The sequence below is a fragment of the Streptomyces canus genome, from assembly GCF_030816965.1.
Lineage (GTDB): Bacteria > Actinomycetota > Actinomycetes > Streptomycetales > Streptomycetaceae > Streptomyces > Streptomyces canus_E.
Genome location: NZ_JAUSYQ010000002.1, coordinates 9782669 through 9800743, shown reverse-complemented (window position 1 = coordinate 9800743; position 18075 = coordinate 9782669). Strand labels below are relative to the sequence as shown.

Genomic DNA, 18075 nt, shown 5'->3' with positions numbered 1-18075 from the left:
AGGGGTGCGCGGGGCCGGAGAGTCCGGCCGTGCCTCGGACTCGGCGTCGGGCGCGCTCAGGCCCGTATCCGGTGGCGGTGGCCGGTGGCCGGTGGCCGGTGGCCGGTGGCGAGCCGACCACGGTCCGGTGCCGTTCGGATCAGGAGAGGCTCCATCGCTGGTTGGACTGACCGTTGCACGACCAGAGTTCGGCCAGGGCGCCGTTGGCCGCGGAGGCGCCGGTGACATCGAGGCAGAGTCCCGACTGGGTGCCGGTGACGGTGCCGTCGGAGTTCAGCTGCCACTGCTGATTGGCCCCGCCGTTGCACGGCCAGGTCACCACCTTGGTGCCGGCGGACGTCTGGTGGTTGTACGCGTCCAGGCACATCTGGCCGCTGCCGCTGTAGACGGTCAACTGGCCGGAGGACGTGCGGGTCCACCTCTGGTTGTCGCCGCCGCTGCAGTCCCAGATCTGCAGTTGCGTACCGGCCGTGGTGGACGAGTTCGGCACGTCCAGGCACTTGCCCGCGCCCACCGCGTGCAGTGCTCCGGTGCTCGTCCCGCCGGAGGCGTTGCTGTATCCGGCCGCGGTGATGTTGGCCTGAACCGCGTTCTCGGTGGCGTCGGACGGGTAGCCCGAGGTCATCACGCCCTCGTAGAAGGTGCCTTGGGCGCCCTTGCTGTTGTCGCCGCCGATGCCGAGGATGATGGCACCCTGCTTGCGCATCGGGTTGTAGCCCGGGACGTTGGGACGCGGTCCGTCGTAGAAGGTGGACAGACCGCCCGACTGCGCGTTGCCGCCGCGGATCGCCCAGTGGTTCGGGCCGCCCTTGACGACGGCGGTCGTATAGCGGTGGTTGATGGTCGGATCATTGGCGTTGTAGTGCTGGTTCACTCCGGAGAACAGGCCGTTCTCCAGATGGGCCATGATCCAGGGGCCGTTGCCGCTGCCATAGCCCCAGACCTTGATGTTGCCGAAGTAGATGGCCTCCATGGTGCCGTTGCCGTCGTCGTTGCTGTCCGTCTCGGCGTTGCCGTAGTCGAAGCAGCAGCCGCCGTTGTAGTGCGTCCCGTCGAAGATCGCGTACATGCCTTCGGGGTTGTCCCCGATGGCGATGCCGTTGGTGTGGTTGTTGCGGTACCCCGTGCCGGGCGCCACGAAGACGCCGTAGGCCTTGTGGCCTCCCACCGTGGTGGGTGCGGCGGTCGCGTTCGCGAGGTTGTCGGGGCCGCCCGCGGCTCCGCCCCCGGGCGCCTGCATGAGGTTGTTGCCGCGACCGGACTGGTCGTAGACGATCGTGATGAGGCAGGTGGTCCCCGAGCAGAACGAGTCCTGGCCGGCGGCGTCGGCGTACCCGCCCGCGCTCAGGACGCCGATGTTCCGGGTGGTGTTGTCCGAGGCACGCCGCACCTGGTAGAGCGGCCCGTTGTACGAGCCGTACAACGCTCGTGTGGTGCTGTGGGCCGCCACGCAGGGTGTACCGCCCGCCGCGTAGATGTCGCACGGCCCGGATGTGTCGGCATGGGCCGCACCCGCCGTGACGGCGGCGCCGGCCAGCGTGCCGGCGACGAGCACGACCGCGGCTCCTGCGCGGGCGAACGCCTTCGGCGGGAAGCCGACCGAGCCCGCCGGCGACGGCGCGTTCGCCCGATCGGGCACGTTGTCCGGCCTGCCACGGCGCCGTACCGCCGCGAGCAACCGTTGCACACCACCGGGGTGGCGTCTTGTCCGTATGGTTCCCATCCGATCTCCCTACCGTGCCGGCGCGACCCGTTCGGGTCGTGTGGGGGCGCTGACAATCCGGAAGCGCTTCGAGGTGCCGTATGTGCAGCGGATTGCAGAGAGGTTTCGGGGGGAGACGGTGCTCCCGTAACTGACGGGCTGTCAAGGGTGTGGAGGATCCTGTTGCGAACCTTGTCGCGGAATCGGTTCGACGGCTGATTCCTGCGGGTCGCCCCCGACCGTCACATCGAAATGTTGCGACGCCGAGGGACGCGGAAGCCGAGGTGTCCTCCCGGCGGGCGGGGGTGCGCGGCGGGCCGGGACCGGCCCGCCTGACGGCCTGCCCATCATGCCGGTGAGCAGGGGCGCAGCGGTCAGGCCCGGTGCGGGAGGGCCGGTCCGGGAGGCGCGGGGCGACGAGGCGACGAGGCGGCCCGTGCGGCGGCGCCGTCTCACCGTGCGGCACGCCGTTGACCCAGGCCCCCGCCAGTCCTTCGATCCCGTCGAAGCGCTTGCGTGCGAATCGGTTCGCTCCAGGGTCGCGTGGGATTCGCGGCACGCCTGGGTTCCCGGCAGTTCGCGCCCGCGCGAGTAGCGCGCGGGGAAGGGTCGTTCGCCATGAACGCTCAGGGCCCGTCCGTCACGGCGGCGGTGAAACGCGTGGCGAGCGCTTCCACCGCCGCGCGCAGTTCCTGCCCGCCCTCGACACGGAAGTCGAGCGGCAGCTGCGCCAGCCACTCCTGCGCGTACATCGTCGGATTCCTCGTGCTGCCGATGAGCACGCACCCGTCTCCCGACGGTTCGAGCCGTCCCATGGGCGGGCGGATCGCCGGCAGCACCTCGGCCATCGGAGCGTCGAACACGACCCGCGTGGGAAACGCCCACCCCTGGCCCAGGTTCTCCTCCAGCGCCGCCACCGGGTCGAGGCCGTCGGGCGTCTCGAAGCCGTGCGCGGTCTCCCGGACCGCGCGGACCCGGTCGATCCGGTAGGTGCGGATCGCGTCCGCGTGGTGGGAATGGCACAGGAGGTACCAGCGGCCGTAGCGGACGACGACCGCCCAGGGATCCACCTCGGCCTCCCACTCGTTGCCGGACTCGCTGCGGTACGTGACCAGCACGCGGCGTCGCACCGCGCTCGCCGCGACCAGCGTGCTCGTGAGGGCGGGATCCGGACGGGACGCGTGACGGTCGGGCGCCGCCGACGCGTGCTCGCGCAGGGCGGCCGCCTGCCGGCCGACGCTCTCGGGCAGCGCCCGGATGACCTTGCCCAGGGCGGTACCGACGAGGTCGTCGGCATCGGGGTCGGCGGCCGCCGGCTGACCGTCGAGGACCGCCATGACCAGGCCCAGCGCCTCGGGCTCCGTGAAGACGACCGGCGGTAGCCGCGCCCCGCGCCCCAGTCGGTACCCGCCGTAGGGGCCCCGGGCCGAGTGCACGGGGACGCCCGCCTCGCGGAGGATCCCGACGTAGCGGCGCGCGGCCCGCTCCGTGACACCCAGGGACGCGGCGAGCTCGTCGGCGGTCACTCCCGCGGTGCGGGACTGGAGGATCTCGAGGGTGCGCAGGGCTCGCGCGGTGGGGCTGAGCTCGGTCGGCACCCGAGCAGATTAGGTGGTCACGAGATATACCGGAAGTGGATTGTCCGGAACCAGTCGTAGCGTGATGGCACCGACCGACCTACCGACCTCACGGACTTCACGGGCTTCACGGGAAAGAGAACTGATCCATGGACATCCTGCTCATCGCCGGCCTGTGGCTCGACGGATCCGCCTGGGACGACGTCGTGCCCGCGCTCGAGGAACTCGGCCACCGCCCCGTGGCGCTCACCCTGCCCGGTCAGGGTGACGGAGCCGAGTCCGCCACGTTGGAGGACCAGGTGGCGGCGGTGCTCGCCGCCGTGGACGCGGCACCGGAGAAGCCCATGGTGGTCGGGCACTCCGCCGCCTGCACCCTGGCCTGGCTCGCCGCCGACGCGCGGCCGGAGCGGGTCGCCAACGTGGCCCTCATCGGAGGCTTCCCGTCCGCCGACGGGCAGCCGTACGCCGACTTCTTCGAGACAAAGGACGGCGTGATGCCCTTCCCCGGCTGGGGCCCGTTCGAAGGGCCGGACTCCGCCGACCTCGACGAGGAGACGCGCAGCCGCGTTGCCTCGGCGGCGATCCCCGTGCCCGAGAGGGTGGCCAAGGGGACGGTGCGGCTGAAGGACGAGCGGAGGTTCGACGTCCCGATGCTGCTCGTGTGCCCCGAGTTCACCCCCGCACAGGCCCAGGACTGGGTCGACGCCGGTGACGTGCCCGAGGTCACCCGCGCCAGGCACCTGGACTTCGTCGACATCGACTCGGGCCACTGGCCGATGTTCACCAAGCCGACCGAACTCGCCCGGGTCCTGGCCGCGGCGGCCGCCGATGCCTGAGCCCCTGCCGTACCAGGTCCGCCCCCTGGACGCCTCCACCTGGGACGCCTTCGCCGAGCTCGTCGAGCGCAACAACGGGATCTTCGGCGGGTGTTGGTGCATCGGGTACCACCCGGAGTGCGGCCGGCCCGGGATCAGCCACCGCGAGGCCAAGGAGGACCGGGTGCGTACCGGCCGCGCCCACGCCGCGCTCGTCCTCGACGAGGACGGCACAGCGCAGGGGTGGTGCCAGTACGGCAGCCCCGAGGAACTCTCCAACATCAAGCACAGACGGGCGTACGACAAGGACGTACCGCCGCGGCCGGACTGGCGGATCACCTGTGTCTACGTCGACAGGAAGCACCGGGGCCGGGGCATCGCGCGGGCGGCTCTGGAAGGCGCCCTCGACCAGATCGCCCAAGCCGGAGGTGGCGTCGTCGAAGCCATCTCGGAGGTGACCGACGGACGCGAGGCGCAGGGCCGCTTCCTGTTCAGTGCGACCGTCGAACTCCTCCAGGACTTCGGATTCACGCGCGGCCGGCAGGTCGGCAAGCATGCGTGGATCGTGAGCAGGGTGGTCGACCCGGCGTGAGGTAGACACGCCCGCCGACGGGCAACCGGCTTGCATCAGGCAGGAGTTGGCGGCGGTGCGAGTCCGGTCACGACTTGGACGGCGATGTCGACCGCGCGGGCGGCAAGCGGTGAGGGGATACGTCCGGCCTGCCGGTGCGGGCAGATCTCCCGTGGCGGCAGGGTGGGCCGTAGCTCGTGGATGCGGAGCCTGTCGTCCGAGGGCACCTCGGCTCCGAGGATGGCGAGCCAGGGCAGGAGCGCCGATCCCAGACCGGCTCGCACCATCGGCAGCAGGGTGTCGTTGACCGCGGCGCGGAACACGATCTGCGTCCGGGCGCCGCCGCGCGCGACCGCCTGCTCCGTCAAGGGCTCGTCACAGGTCTGCGGCCGGGCCACCATCGGTGTCCCGGCGAACCACTCCAGCAGCACCGGATCTTCACTGGCGGAGTGTCGGTATTCGAGAGCCGCCGGCGAGTGGACCCGCACCCGGCCCGGTCACGTCAGAGGGGCCGGTCGCCGCGGAGCTCGCGCGAGGCGTCACGCATCGGCACGCATCGCGGGCCTTGGGACCCTCGCCGGGTTCCCGTCGTCGGGCCCTCGGTCCGCCAGCTCAGGCGAGGGAGCCCGCGCAGGTCGATCGCCGGAGGCCGACCTCCCCTCCGACGGCTTCGGTAATTGACAGGGTACGAACGTACCTCTTAACGTACCCAAATCCGGGGCGACGCCGTCAGCTCAACGAGGAGCACCGATGCAGCACCTATACGAGATAGATGTCCAGGTTCCGATGCGTGACGGTGTAGCCCTCGCCGCCAACGTGTGGCATCCAGTCGAGGGGAAGGCTCCGTCGCTGCTCGTGCGAATGCCCTACGGCAAAGACGCGTTCGGCATCACCCTGGGCGGGGTCATGCCCGACCTCATGGCTTTGCTGGAGTCGGGCTACGCGGTGGTGGTGCAGGACTGCCGGGGCACCCACCGCTCAGAAGGCGAGTTCGTTCCTCACATGGCCGACCGGGCCGACGGCGAGGACACCGTCGCCTGGATCACTGACCAGCCGTGGTCGGACGGCACGGTGGGCATGTACGGGGCGTCCTACCTCGGCATGGTCCAGTGGGAGACCGCCGTGACCGGCGCCCCCGGCCTCAAGGCGATCGCGCCGGCCTTCACCTCGATCGACAACTACGAGGCGCCCTGGTACGGGGCGGGCGGTGCGCTCTCGCTGAGCCTGGTCACGCTGTGGAACACCATGATGTACACGGCCGACGCGCAGCGATCCCTGGCGGCCGGCGAGGGCTCCGCGTCCCAGCTGCAGCAGCTCGGTCAGGCTCTCCTGTTCCCGGAGCCGCTGAACGACGTGTTGCCGACGGCCGAGGTTCCGGTCCTGGCGGAGTACGGGAAGTGGTGGGACGACTGGATGGCTCACCCCTCCCACGACGCCTACTGGGACGCTATGGAGCTCACGCCCGAGCTCAAGAACGCCACGGTCCCGGCGCTCAACATCGGCGGCTGGTACGACCTCTACATCGGGCAGACCGTCCGTACCTACACCACCGCCCGCCAGAAGGCGGGCAGTGCGCAGGCCCGCGAGGGCCAGCGGCTGATCATCGGTCCGTGGGATCACATGTCCACCAGTGGCGTCTATCCCGACCGCTCCTTCGGACCGCTGGCCAGTGCCCAGATGATGGGTCTGACCGGCCTTCATGTGAAGTTCTTCGACCGCTGGCTCCGCGGCGACACCACCGCTCTCGACGACGTGGCGCCCGTGAAGATCTTCGTCATGGGTATCGACCAGTGGCGCGACGAGCAGGAGTGGCCGCTGCCCGACACGAGGTGGACCGACTTCCACCTGACGAGCGCCGGTCACGCCAACACGGCGGGCGGGGACGGCGTGTTGACCACCGAGGCGCCGACCGGCGGCGGACACGACACCTACCTCTACGACCCGCGCCGCCCGGTTCCCTCGGCTGGCGGGGCGTCGATGCCGACGACACAGGGGTTCTGCGGTCCGGTCGACCAGCGGACGGTCGCCGCCCGCGAGGACGTCCTGTGCTTCGCAACACCCGTACTCGACGAGGCCGTCGAGGTCACCGGCCCGGTCAGCCTGACCCTGTTCGTCTCCTCGTCGGCGGTGGACACCGACTTCACCGCCAAACTCGTCGACGTCTTCCCCGACGGCAAGGCGATCAACCTGTGCGACGGGATCCTGCGCACCCGCTACCGGAGCGGCCTGGCCACGGAGGAAATGATGGAGCCCGGCACGGTCTACGAGATCACCATCGACATGACCGCCACCTCCAATGTCTTCCTTCCCGGTCACCGCATCCGCGTGGACGTCTCCAGCAGCAACTTCCCCCGCTACGACCGCAACACCAACACCGGCGGCGTCATCGCCCGTGAGAGCGAGGAGCAGATGATTCCCGCGGTCAACCACATCCATCACGGGCCGAACCACCCCAGCCGTCTCGTGCTGCCGATCATCGACCGGAAGGACCAGCGATGAGCGCCGCGGACCGGGTCGCCGAGCTGACCGCGCGATTCACGGCGTCTTCCCTCGATGTGGCCTGGTTGCTGTGCGACCAGCACCCCGCCGACCGCGTCGCGTTCACCCTGGCCGACGGCACCGGTGGAGCTTCCACGCTCACCTACGGCGAGCTCGCCGCCGACTCGCACCGCTGTGCCCGGGCGCTGCAAGGGCTTGGGGTCGCCCCGGGCGACCGGGTGGCGACCCTGATGGGCAAGAGCACCGACCTGGTCACCGTCATCCTCGCGATCTGGCGGCTCGGCGCGGTCTACGTCCCGCTGTTCACCGCGTTCGCGCCCCAGGCCATCGCCCTGCGTCTGGAAGGCTCCGGTGCGAACGTGGTGGTCGTCGACCCCGACCAGCGCCACAAACTGGACCCGGGCCCCGACATGCCGGACGACCCTCGGCGCCGCGTCGTCGTCACCGGAACCGGCACGCAGCACGGTGACATGGTGCTGGCCGACCTCGTCGCGGCCGCGTCGCCCGAGCCGGTGCCCGCCGTCACCACGAGCGGGGACGGACCGCTGGTGCACATGTTCACCTCCGGCACCACCGGCAAGCCCAAGGGGGTCATCCACCCCGCCTCCTACATCGCCGGATGGCAGATCTACCTGGAGTACGGCCTCGGTGTCACCCGGGACAGCAGCTACTGGTGCGCCGCCGACCCCGGCTGGGCCTACGGGCTGTACTCCGCCGTCGTCGCTCCGATGGCCGCCGGTATCCCCAGCCTGCTGCTGTCCGGCGGGTTCTCCCCGGAGACGACCTGGCGCACCCTCGTCGACCACCGGGTCACCGACTTCACCGCCGCCCCGACCGTGTACCGGGGACTGCGCTCCTCGTCGGTGCCGGTGCCGCGGGCGCTGCGCCTGGAGCGGGCGTCCAGCGCGGGCGAGCCCCTGACTCCCGAGGTCAACGAGTGGGCCGGCGCCGCGCTCGGCCTGGCCGTGCACGATCACTTCGGCCAGACTGAGGTCGGCATGCCCCTGGCCAACCACCACCACCCCGAACTCGCCCGCCCCCTCAAGACGGGATCCATGGGACGGCCTGTGCCCGGCTGGAGCCTCACCGTCTTGGCCGACGAGAAGGACGAGCCCGCCGGACCAGGCGTGCTCGGCCGGGTCGCGATCGACGTCGCGGCGAGCCCGCTGATGACCTTCCGCGACTACCAGATCCCCGGGCAGAGCGAGGCCAAGTTCACCCCCGACGGCCGCTGGTACCTCACGGGCGACGCCGGGCGCATCGACGCCGACGGCGACTTCTTCTTCTCCTCCCGCGACGACGACGTGATCATCATGGCCGGCTACCGGATCGGGCCGTTCGAGATCGAGAGCGTCCTCGCCCAGCACCCCGCCGTCGCCGAGTGCAGCGTCATCGGCGCACCCGACGAGGTCCGTGGCGAGGTCATCGAGGCGTACGTCGTCCTCCGCGACGGCACCGACGACTCACCCGAACTGGCCGCCGAACTCCAGCAGTTGGTCAAGACCCGCTACGCCGCCCACGCCTACCCGCGCACGATCCACTTCATAGACGCCCTGCCCAAGACGCCCAGCGGCAAGACCCAGCGCTACCTGCTGCGCAAACGCCGACGCACCGAACCTTCCAGCCGAGAGACACAGTGACCGACACGGATCCCCTCATCGTCGAGCAACGCGGCCCCGTCCGGTGGCTGCTGCTCAACCGCCCCGAGCGGCGCAACGCCCTCGACGTCACCCTCATCGAAGCCCTCGACAAGCAGATCACCAGCGCCGAGGCCGACCCCGGCACAGCGGTCATCGCCGTGGCCGGCAGAGGACCGAGCTTCTGCGCCGGCGGCGACTTCCACCAGTTCCTGGAACTGCACGACCGCGGCGAGAACCCGGTCGACTTCCTGACCGACGTGTCGGCCTGCTTCAGCCGTATCGCGGCCAGCCCGAAACCGTGGGTCGCCGTGCTGCACGGTCACGCCGTCGCCGGGGGACTCGAACTCGCGCTGGCCTGCGATGTCGTCGTCGCAGCCGACACCACGCTCATCGGGGACGGCCACCTCAAGCGGCGGCTGGTGCCGGCAGGCGGGTCCAGCGTCCGGCTTCCCGGCGCGGTCGGACGCGGACTGTCGCGCTGGCTCCTGCTCACCGGCGAACTGCTGCCCGCGACCGCCTTCGCTCACACGGGCTGGATCCAGGCGATCGTGCCCGCAGCCGACCTCGACGCCACCGCCATGCGTATCTGCCGGCAGTTGGCCGACCGCCACAGCCCCGCCCAGCAACGGCTCAAGACACTCCTGCACCGGATCGACGGCATCGTCCCCGAGGACGCCCTGCGCGAGGAACTGGCCACCTTCGCCGACAACTGGCCGGCGAGCTCGGTGGCCGACGCCCTGCGGGCCTTCCTCACTCCCCCCACCACGAAAGCAGACACCAAGTGAACCGCTACCACGGACGCGTCGTCGCCATCACCGGCGCCGCCCAAGGCCTCGGCCTCGCCATGGCGACCCGGTTCGCCGCAGAGGGCGCCACCGTCGCGCTGGCCGACGTCAACGAACAGGCCCTCACCGACGCCGCCGGGACGATCGCCGACGCCCACGACGCGAACCTCCGCACGGACGTGGTGGACGTGACGGACTCCGCTCAGGTCGATGCCTGGATCGCCGATGTCACCGCCGGTCTCGACCGCCTCGACGTGCTGGTCAACAACGCCGGCATCATCCGCGACAACCGCGTCGAGGACATCACCGACGACGACTGGCACGCGGTCATCGACGTCAGCCTCACCGGCGGCTTCCACTGCGCCCGGGCCGCGTTCGGCCCCATGAAACGCCAGGGCTACGGCCGCATCGTCAGCTTCTCCTCCATGTCCTGGCGCGGGAACTTCGGCCAGACCAACTACGTGGCCGCCAAGGCCGGCATCGTCGGCATGACCCGCACCCTCGCCATCGAGGGCGCCCGACACGGCATCACCGCCAACGCCATCGCCCCCGGCCTCATCGAGACCCCCATGCTCGCCTCCATGAACGGCCCCGCACGCGACAGACTCACCCACAAGATCCCCATGCGCCACACCGGCAGGCCCGAGGACATCGCCGAAGCCGCGGCCTTCCTCGCCAGCGAGGCCGCCGGTTACATCACCGGCATCGTCCTCGACGTGGACGGCGGCATCTCCATCGGATCCTCGATCCGGTAACCGCGAGTCCGGCGGAGGAGCAGGTGACCAGCCGTTGCATGCTGCCGCGGACGTCGCCTGCGAGTCAGTCAGCCACCCTTTGTCCGAACGTCCCGGACGGGGGCACTCCACGCGGGTACGTTAGACGGTACGCTAGTACCCATTTGGTCGGCCCTCCAGCCCGGACGGCCACCCGCCGCTTTCGGCGGCGACGCTCATGGGAGACTGCTGCGGTGACGGCCCAACCTGACTCGCGCGACCGACGCCCGCGCCGAACGACGCGCAGGCGGGTCGTCGACACCCGTCGGCGGGACGAACTGCTGCGCCAGGCCGAGGCGATCATCCTGACCGAAGGCTTCACCGCGGTGACCATGGATGAGCTCGCCCAACGACTGGGGTGCTCCAAGGCGACGCTGTACAGCCTCGCCTCCACGAAGGAACAGCTGGTCCTGGCGGTCACCCGCGCTTTCTTCCGGGATGCGACAGCCGAGATCGAACAGGCCGTCCAGACCGAGCCGGACCCCAGGCAGCGCATCCGGGTCTACCTCACCGGCGTCGGCACGGCCATGCGCCGGCATTCCCACGCCTTCTACGACGACATGGTCGGTTACGAACCGACCGCACAGATCTACCGCACGAACTCCGCCGCCGCGGCGCGCCGGGTCCACGAACTGATCGAGGAGGGCGTGCAGACCGGTGTTTTCCGCGCGCTCAACGGCCATTTCGCCGCCCATGTCGTAGCGGTCGCCATCGACGCGGTCCAGTCGGGGATTCTTCTGGAGCGGACCGGCCTGAGCGCCGGCGACGCCTTCTCCGAGCTCGGTGACCTCCTGCTGGACGGGCTCAGTGCGGGACAAGGCGCGTTCGAGCCTCCTTCCACAGCTGTGCGCTCGCCCGGGGAACAGGTCTCAGCGTCGAGGTAAAAGCCCGAGGAAGGGGCGCACCTCGCGGATCCTCTGCCAGCGCGAGGGCGTCCAGGGCTGGCCTCGGATACCGCGACGCCGAAGCGACACCGGATCCGCTGGTGGACCTCTCCACCAGGCCGAGACCGCCGATCCATGGACAGACCTTCCTCTCCCGCCCCTGCGCGGGCGCCCCTACGGTCGAGGCTGCGGGCGCTCACCGGTCGGCCGTACCGAAGGAGCGAGACCCTCATGAAGATGACCGGCAACACGTTCCTGATCACCGGCGGAACTGCGGACATCGGCCTCGGCCTGGCCCTGCGCCTGCACGAGGCCGGCCACAAGGTGGTCGTCGCCGGCCGGCGCAAGGAACTCCTCGACGTCGCGGACCCCGGCTCGATCGCCCGGGCCCGTGCCACCCTGGGCCTGGACGCCGACCGGTTCTCCTTCACCGGAACCCTGCGCTCCGCCCGGCGCGGCGTAACCCTTGCACCGGGGAACTTTTCCCCTGACCTGCTGGTCAGAACCCTCGCCCTGCTCCAGCAAACTCAAGATGCCGAACTCCCAGATCAAAAGGGCCGTCCACCACACCTGGCCCCAGCCCATACGGCATCAGCTGCGTGAGGAGACGGTCACATTGTTCGACTACGACCCGGAGCTCGCTCGCTATCACGAGCGACTGCTGGAAGCCCTCGACATCCGTCCCGGTGATCGTGTCCTCGACATCGGCTGCGGCACCGGCCGGACCACCCGGGACGCGGCCCGAGCGGCGTCGTCCGGCAGCGTGCTCGGCATCGACGTGTCGGGCCCCATGCTGGCGCGGGCCCGCCGACAGGCCGAGACGGAAGGCCTCCGCAATGTCGATTTCGTGCAGGGTGACGTCCAGGCCCATGCCTTCCCGCCGGAGTACTTCACTCTGGGCGTCAGTCGGTTCGGCACGATGTTCTTCTCCGACCCGGTGGTCGCGTTCGCCAACATCGGGCGAGCCCTGCGCCCGGGCGCGCGCTTCGTGCAGCTGGTCTGGCAGGCCGCCGACCGTCAGGAGTGGCATACCGCGATCCGGGCGGCGCTCGCCGGCGGGCACGCGTCGCCGGCGTCGGCCTCGACGGCCGACGACCCCTTCACGCTGGCCGATCCGGAGGTCGTCGCCGAGGTCCTGACCGCGGCAGGCTTCACCGCGGTGGACGTCGTCGACGTACGCGAGCCCGTCTGGTACGGCACGGATGCCGACGGCGCTCGTGCTGCCGTACTCCAGCTGCGCATGGCGAAGGAATGGCTCGCCGTTCTGGATGCCGCGTCCGCCGAGCGCGCCCTCGACCGGTTGTGCGCGACTCTCGACGCGCACGACACCGGCGACGGCGTGTGGTTCGACTCCCGCGCCTGGCTGGTCAGCGCGCGCCGACGTTGAGCGTCTGCGAGCGGCCGCCGGAACGAGTTCTCCAAGCGGGAGCGGTCAGGCCCGGGCGGCGCGGTTGGTGCGGACCCGCTGGGCGACGTCGCGGAGCTTGATGTTGTGTTGCTGCGAGATGCGGCGCAGCACGTTGAAGGCTTCGTCCTCGCTCAGCTTGTGGCGTTCCATCAGGATGCCCATGGCCTCACCGATGGCGTGCCGGGTCTTCATGGCGTCCTCGAGCTGGTCGATGGTGCGGGCGTCCGCCAGGGCGACGGCGGCGTGCGAGGCCAGCATCCAGCCGGCGGTCTCGATGTCCTTGCCGAAGGCGCCCGGGCGGCGGGCGTACAGGTTCAGCGCACCGAAGTCCTCGTCGTGAGTGTAGAGCAGCACCCCGGTCATGCTGCCGATACCCAGGTCGCGAGCCGCCGCTGCGAACCGCGGCCAGGCCGGCTGCGGCTCGGTGATGTCCCCGATCCGGAACACGCGCTCTCCGTTCCCGCCGGTCGCGCGGGCGGCGAGATCGAAGCACGGGCCCTCTGCCAGCTCGCCCTGCAGCCGGTCGGATGCCTCCACCAGGTCGCCGCACGAGGACAACGTGACCGCCCGGCCCTTGCGGACCGCGAGTATTCCGGCCGCGTCACAGCCGTCCACCAGTCGCACCGCCGACGCCGCGATCTCGTCCAGCGTCCCCTGCACCGACTCCTGCGCCAGCAACGTCCGCGCAAGCTGGGCCATCGCCTCGGCGAATTCCCGCCACTCCACCGCCACCACCCACCTCGCCCATCGGTGCGGCCACCCTACCGCCGACCCACTCCCCACCATCGGTCGGCCCGGCCTCACCACCACGCCCAACCGTCGGAGGTGAGAGGCTCAGGAGGGGCGGGAGTATGACGGGCTCACCTGAGCGCGGCCTCTCCGGCTCGTTGGCAGAACCGGAGAAGCCTGGCCGGAGCGGCCCCCATGGGGTACGCCGCCACACCCGGCCTGCCCTTCAAGTCCCCATCTCTGACCACGCTACTCCCCCGTGGGTCGACGGCCACCGGCCGTGATCAACATGTCAACGGTCCTCATGTCGGACGCGGACGACGAGCTTGCCGGTGGCGCGGTCGTGTTCCATGTCGTCGTGGGCCTGCGCCACCTGCTCCAGGCCGTCGTAGACGCGGTCCACGGGGAACGCCAGCCGACCGGTGGCGACGGCGTCGAGGATCTCCTGGAAGGCCTCCCGAGGCAGGTCGGCGGCGTCCCCGAAGTAGCCCGCGAGGCGTACGCCCCTCGGCAGGTACTCGTTCGGGGAGAAGTCCCGCACCGTCCACTGGTTGGAGAGGCTGCCACCGAAGCAGGCGGTGCCGTGTACGCGTACCGCGCGCAGAGTGTCGGGCAGGGTCGGTGTGCCGACAAGGTCGAGGGCGGCGTCAACGCCGCGCGGGTACAGCTCGCGTACGGCGGGCGCGATCTCGCCGGTGTCGAGCAGGGGGTGGTCGACGCCGTGCTCCGACAGCAGCGTGAGGCGGTCGGCCCGCCGGGTGGTGGACAGCACTGTGGCACCGCGCCAGGTGGCCAGCGCGGCGGCTGCCAGGCCGACCGAGGAGGTGCCGCCGCGGATCAGCACGGACTGGCCGGGCTGCAGGTCCAGGCCGATGGTGAGCGAACCGTAGGCGGTCTGCACCATCTCCGGCAGGGCGCCCAGCACCTCCCAGGGCAGGTCGGTGTCGACGGGGATGACCTGGGACAACGGCACCGAGGTGTACTCGGCGTACCCGCCGTCGTAGGTGCGCCCCATGTCCCCCATCATCGCTACGACCTTCTGCCCTGGAGCCAGCCGACTGCCGGCCGGGGCCGCGTCGACGGTGCCGGCGACCTCGATGCCCGGCACCCGGGGAAAACTGACGCCCACGCTCAGACCCAGCCGGAGCTTCAGCTCCGAGCGGTTGAGACCGAACGCCTCGACGCGGATCCGTACCCAGCCGTCCTTCTCGGGCGGGAGCGGGAGCGTGGTCAGCCGCAGGTTGTCCACGGGGCCGGGAGCGGAGAGCCGGACGGCGCGCATCATGCTGGGCGAGGACGTCATGAGCCTGCTTTCTACCCGGGGGCGGGAGACCTGGTCGGCGGTGGTCAACGTGCGGCCGCCGCGGGTTCATTCCCGACTCGTCCCGGATCTCCGCCTGTTGGGATGCACTCCTGGCAGTGAGGTCGCCGTACCCAGGTGTTCGTCGCGTCCGGTCCCCCACGAGGTGAGGATGCGCAAGGCGTCGTAGGAGGGCGTGCCGGGTTCTGCGGTCAGGATCATCAGGCGTTGTCCGGAGCCGTCGGGGGCGGCCCAGGTGTCGCAGTCGAGGGTGAGGTCGCCCACCATGGGGTGGCGGTAGTGCTTGGTGCCGTAACTGGCGCTGTTGACGCGGTGTTCGGCCCACCACGTGCGGAAGTCGGGGTCCTGGAGGGACAGTTCGCCGACGAGCTGAGCGAGGTCGGGATCGTCGGGTGCGGCCGCGGCCTCCATGCGCAGCGCGGCGACGGCTTCCCGGGCGTCGTGGGCCCAGTCCTGGTGCAGTTGCCGGACCACCGGGTGCGTGAACACCAGCCGCAGGTAGTTGCGCCGATGGGCCGGGAGGGCGGCGAAGTCGGTGTAGAGGGCCGCGGCGGCGGGGTTCCAGGCCAGGATGTCCAAGCGGTTGCCAAGGACGAGCGCGGGGGTCTCGGTGAGCTGGTCGAGGAGGCGTCGCATGGCCGGACGCAGGCGTTGGGCGGGCCGGCGGCGGCGTGGGCGGGCGTCGCTTCGGCCGGCGAGTTCGTAGAGGTACTGCTGCTGGTCGTCGTCGAGGCGCAGGGCCCGGGCCAGAGTGGTCAGCACGGGTACGGATGCCCGGACGCGGCCCTGTTCCAGTCGTGTGTAGTAGTCCACGCTGATGGCCGCGAGCTGGGCGACCTCCTCACGGCGCAGTCCGGCGACCTTGCGGGCGGAGTCCCTCTCGGGAAGGCCGCACTCCCCCGGTGTCAGCTGGGCCCGGCGGGCCTTGAGGAAGGCGCCCAGCGCCCGGGAGTCGGAGTCTGAAGTCATGCTCACCAGTGTCAATGCCCCGCGACGGCCGCGGCACATGGGTGAGGGGGCATGTTCTTTCCCAGGCAGAAACCTGGCTCTCTCGCCTGTGCGGAGGCTGACTGACCTCCGGTACGTACGCGGGCGGCTGATGGCCGAGCACGGTTTCGTCACCCGCCCAGCGGGTGGTGGACTGCAAGGCCGCCGTCTCCTGCCTCACCACCCGCGACGACGTCGACCACAGCTACTGGCCGGCCGCCACCGGCGGCGACCGGTGCGTCAAGGGCCTGGCCCCAATATCCACCGCCGAGCCCGTCCGCCGTTCCTCCTCGGGCAGACGGCGCCCAGGACCCGGCCGTCTTCCAGGACCTGCTGGACGCCGGGGCCCGCGGCGAGGGCCCCGGCACGACGACCATGTTCCCGGAGACGGCGGAGAGGCCCGCGCGGCCGGCACGAGCGCTCCGCGAAGACCCTCGTCCGGGAGAGCATCGACAGGGAGGCCTCACCCTGTGGGCTGATCCGTGTCCCGGGCGAGGAAGCCATGCCTCAGCGCTTTCAAGAGACGCGCGGAGGATTGCGGGCTGGGTTACGCTCAACACCCGCTGGGGGGAACTGGCGTGCATCGAACGTGACTTCGGGAGATCTCTTGTCGGGACAGCGGCCGGCGTCGGGGGACGACGCGGCTGCCGCACTGCGGCAGACCGGTGCCTTACCACTGCGCCTCGGCGACCCGAGGCGCGTCGGAACCTATGCGCCGGTCGCGCTGCTCGGCAGTGGTGGCATGGGACGGGTGTATCTGGCGCGTCCCGCGGACGACAGCCCCGGGCTGGTCGCGGTGAAGGTGATCAGGCCGGAGTACGCGGAGGATCCGAGGTTCCGGCGTCGGTTCGAGCGCGAGGCAGCCGTGCACGCCCGCCTTCGTACCCCGCACGCACCCCGACTGTGCGGCACGGGCTTCGAGGACGAGTTGCTGTGGATGGCCACGGAGTACCTCCCCGGCTTCGATCTGGCGGAAGCCGTGAAGGCGTACGGCGCCCTGGAGACGGCCGCGGTCTGGCGGCTGGTGGCGGAGCTGGGGCAGGCGCTCGCGGGTCTCGCCGTCGAGGAGATCGTGCACCGGGACCTGAAGCCGTCCAACGTGCTGCTGTCCGTCCGGGGCGCGCATGTGATCGACTTCGGGATTTCCAAGGCCGCTGACGCGAGCGCGATCACCGGCACGGGCAACCGGGTGGGGACCCCGGCCTATATGTCCCCCGAGCATCTGAGAGAGGGCCGGTCCGACACGGCGTCGGACGTGTTCTCGCTGGCCGGGACTCTGGTCTACGCGGCAACGGGGCGTGCGCCGTTCGGCGACGGCACAGGGGTCGACGTGATGCACCGGGTGGCGTACGAGGACCCCAACCCCGAGGTGGTCGGTGAGATCGCGGAGGCGGACGCGGAGCTCGGTTCGCTGCTGACCGCCTGCCTGGACAAGGAGCCCGCGCGGCGACCCACTCCGCAGGAGCTGATCGACGCCGCGGAGTCACGCCCCGTGCTGTCGACCTGGCCGGAGCCACTGGGCGGCAAGGTGCTCGCCCGGCAGCAGGCGTACGAGGCGCTGCACCAGCTGCCTGTCGAGGGCATCAGCCGTCTCCGGTCGCCGGGCGACCTGCCGCTCCCCCCGTCCGTCCGGGTGCCTGGAGCCGCTCCGCCCGATTCTCGGTCACCGGAGAAGGACGAGAGCTCCCTAGCCGCGCCCCCGCCCGGACAGCCGGGCCCAGTGGAAGTCCCCGCCCGGAGCCGTAGGAAAGCGTTACGGGTCGCCGTCGCGGGCATCGCGATCTGTGGGGTGGCCGCCCTGGCCTTACTGCTCATCCGTCAAGATCCTCCCGCGGCCGCATCCCCGAAAGCCGGTGCCACCAGGGCAGACGGCACCGGCCCCCGCGACGCCTCCAGCGGTTCGGTGTCCCCGAGTACGAGTGGACTGACCCGCCCGGACGTCGACAGCGCCGTCGAGGAGGACCGCGACGCCACGGCGGGGACCGCCTCGACGGAGCCCGAGGCCTCGGGCTCCGTCGGCGACCAGGACGACAACGCGGTGCCTCCCGGTGAGACTCCGTCCACCGCGCTCTCCCCCACGCCGTCCACCGACGGCCCGTCAGCCGGGACCGACACCGCGCCCTGGCTCTCGGAGTGCACGTACTACGCCGGCAACGGACGCACCAGCCTCGGCGACAGCGGTAAACGCGTACAGCAGGTGCAGTGCATCCTGACGGAGCGCGGGTACGGCGTGGGAAGCACCGGTGTGGACGGTGAGTTCGGGTCGGCCACGGAGACCGCGGTCCAGGCCTTCCAGAGCGAGCGGGGGCTGCACGCCGACGGCATCGTCGGGCACGACACCTGGGTCGCCCTGCGCAGCGCCGGGTGACGACCTCGGACCCACG

The 18075-nt window shown here is 70.8% G+C and carries 16 protein-coding genes; 10 read left to right on the top strand and 6 right to left on the bottom strand.

What is annotated here, in order from left to right; genetic code table 11:
• Nucleotides 1-139: 139 nt before the first annotated feature.
• Together QF027_RS45805 and QF027_RS45800 are read right to left on the bottom strand one after the other, a co-directional pair.
• Nucleotides 140-1723 (bottom strand): arabinofuranosidase catalytic domain-containing protein, encoded by a 1584-nt coding sequence (locus QF027_RS45805; protein WP_307081459.1) that lies wholly within the window; start codon nt 1721-1723, stop codon nt 140-142.
• A 605-nt stretch (nt 1724-2328) separates the two neighbouring features.
• Complete coding sequence (locus tag QF027_RS45800) at nt 2329-3300, bottom strand: helix-turn-helix transcriptional regulator (RefSeq protein WP_306972930.1); 972 nt, start codon at nt 3298-3300, stop codon at nt 2329-2331.
• A 128-nt stretch (nt 3301-3428) separates the two neighbouring features.
• Between QF027_RS45800 and QF027_RS45795 the strand changes: the two genes are divergently transcribed.
• Nucleotides 3429-4115 carry an alpha/beta fold hydrolase gene (locus tag QF027_RS45795; RefSeq protein ID WP_307081457.1) on the top strand — a complete coding sequence of 229 codons (687 nt, stop codon included), beginning with the start codon at nt 3429-3431 and terminating at the stop codon, nt 4113-4115.
• Entirely contained in the window at nt 4108-4686 is a 579-nt protein-coding gene (locus tag QF027_RS45790) for a GNAT family N-acetyltransferase (protein ID WP_307081455.1), read from the top strand. The genes QF027_RS45795 and QF027_RS45790 overlap by 8 nt, the downstream gene beginning before the upstream one ends.
• Before the next feature lie 35 nt (nt 4687-4721).
• Here the strand turns inward: QF027_RS45790 and QF027_RS45785 are convergent, their stop codons facing one another.
• Complete coding sequence (locus QF027_RS45785; RefSeq protein WP_307081453.1) at nt 4722-5153, bottom strand: LysR substrate-binding domain-containing protein; 432 nt, start codon at nt 5151-5153, stop codon at nt 4722-4724.
• A 262-nt stretch (nt 5154-5415) separates the two neighbouring features.
• Here QF027_RS45785 and QF027_RS45780 point away from each other — a divergent pair, with 262 nt between their 5' ends.
• The 7 genes from QF027_RS45780 (at nt 5416) to QF027_RS45750 (ending at nt 12633) form a co-directional block, all read left to right on the top strand.
• Nucleotides 5416-7164 (top strand): CocE/NonD family hydrolase, encoded by a 1749-nt coding sequence (locus QF027_RS45780; protein WP_307081451.1) that lies wholly within the window; start codon nt 5416-5418, stop codon nt 7162-7164.
• The gene (locus QF027_RS45775) at nt 7161-8804 is read left to right on the top strand and encodes an AMP-binding protein (RefSeq protein WP_307081449.1); all 1644 of its coding nucleotides are present in this window, start codon (nt 7161-7163) and stop codon (nt 8802-8804) included. The genes QF027_RS45780 and QF027_RS45775 overlap by 4 nt, the downstream gene beginning before the upstream one ends.
• Entirely contained in the window at nt 8801-9589 is a 789-nt protein-coding gene (locus QF027_RS45770) for an enoyl-CoA hydratase/isomerase family protein (protein ID WP_307081447.1), read from the top strand. Before QF027_RS45775 ends, QF027_RS45770 begins: the two co-directional genes overlap by 4 nt.
• Nucleotides 9586-10344 carry an SDR family oxidoreductase gene (locus tag QF027_RS45765; protein WP_307081445.1) on the top strand — a complete coding sequence of 253 codons (759 nt, stop codon included), beginning with the start codon at nt 9586-9588 and terminating at the stop codon, nt 10342-10344. Before QF027_RS45770 ends, QF027_RS45765 begins: the two co-directional genes overlap by 4 nt.
• A gap of 212 nt (nt 10345-10556) precedes the next feature.
• A complete protein-coding gene (locus QF027_RS45760; RefSeq protein ID WP_306972938.1) occupies nt 10557-11246 on the top strand; it encodes a TetR/AcrR family transcriptional regulator in 690 nt (229 codons plus the stop codon).
• A 231-nt stretch (nt 11247-11477) separates the two neighbouring features.
• A complete protein-coding gene (locus QF027_RS45755) occupies nt 11478-11849 on the top strand; it encodes an SDR family NAD(P)-dependent oxidoreductase (RefSeq protein ID WP_306972939.1) in 372 nt (123 codons plus the stop codon).
• Nucleotides 11779-12633: a class I SAM-dependent methyltransferase gene (locus QF027_RS45750; RefSeq protein WP_307081443.1), complete on the top strand. Its 855-nt coding sequence runs from the start codon at nt 11779-11781 to the stop codon at nt 12631-12633. The genes QF027_RS45755 and QF027_RS45750 overlap by 71 nt, the downstream gene beginning before the upstream one ends.
• A 45-nt stretch (nt 12634-12678) precedes the next feature.
• On the opposite strand, the gene QF027_RS45745 is transcribed toward QF027_RS45750, so the two are convergent.
• The 3 genes from QF027_RS45745 to QF027_RS45735 all read right to left on the bottom strand — a co-directional run bounded on the left by QF027_RS45745 (nt 12679) and on the right by QF027_RS45735 (nt 15673).
• Nucleotides 12679-13380 carry a GAF and ANTAR domain-containing protein gene (locus QF027_RS45745; RefSeq protein WP_307081441.1) on the bottom strand — a complete coding sequence of 234 codons (702 nt, stop codon included), beginning with the start codon at nt 13378-13380 and terminating at the stop codon, nt 12679-12681.
• 295 nt (nt 13381-13675) lie between these two features.
• Nucleotides 13676-14686, bottom strand: coding sequence for a zinc-binding dehydrogenase (locus QF027_RS45740; RefSeq protein ID WP_306972942.1), 1011 nt, complete (start codon nt 14684-14686; stop codon nt 13676-13678).
• Between the two features lie 66 nt (nt 14687-14752).
• Nucleotides 14753-15673 carry a helix-turn-helix domain-containing protein gene (locus QF027_RS45735; RefSeq protein WP_307081439.1) on the bottom strand — a complete coding sequence of 307 codons (921 nt, stop codon included), beginning with the start codon at nt 15671-15673 and terminating at the stop codon, nt 14753-14755.
• A gap of 625 nt (nt 15674-16298) precedes the next feature.
• On the opposite strand from QF027_RS45735, the gene QF027_RS45730 reads away from it, so the two are divergent.
• Nucleotides 16299-18059 (top strand): serine/threonine-protein kinase, encoded by a 1761-nt coding sequence (locus QF027_RS45730; RefSeq protein ID WP_306972944.1) that lies wholly within the window; start codon nt 16299-16301, stop codon nt 18057-18059.
• Nucleotides 18060-18075 lie beyond the last annotated feature (16 nt).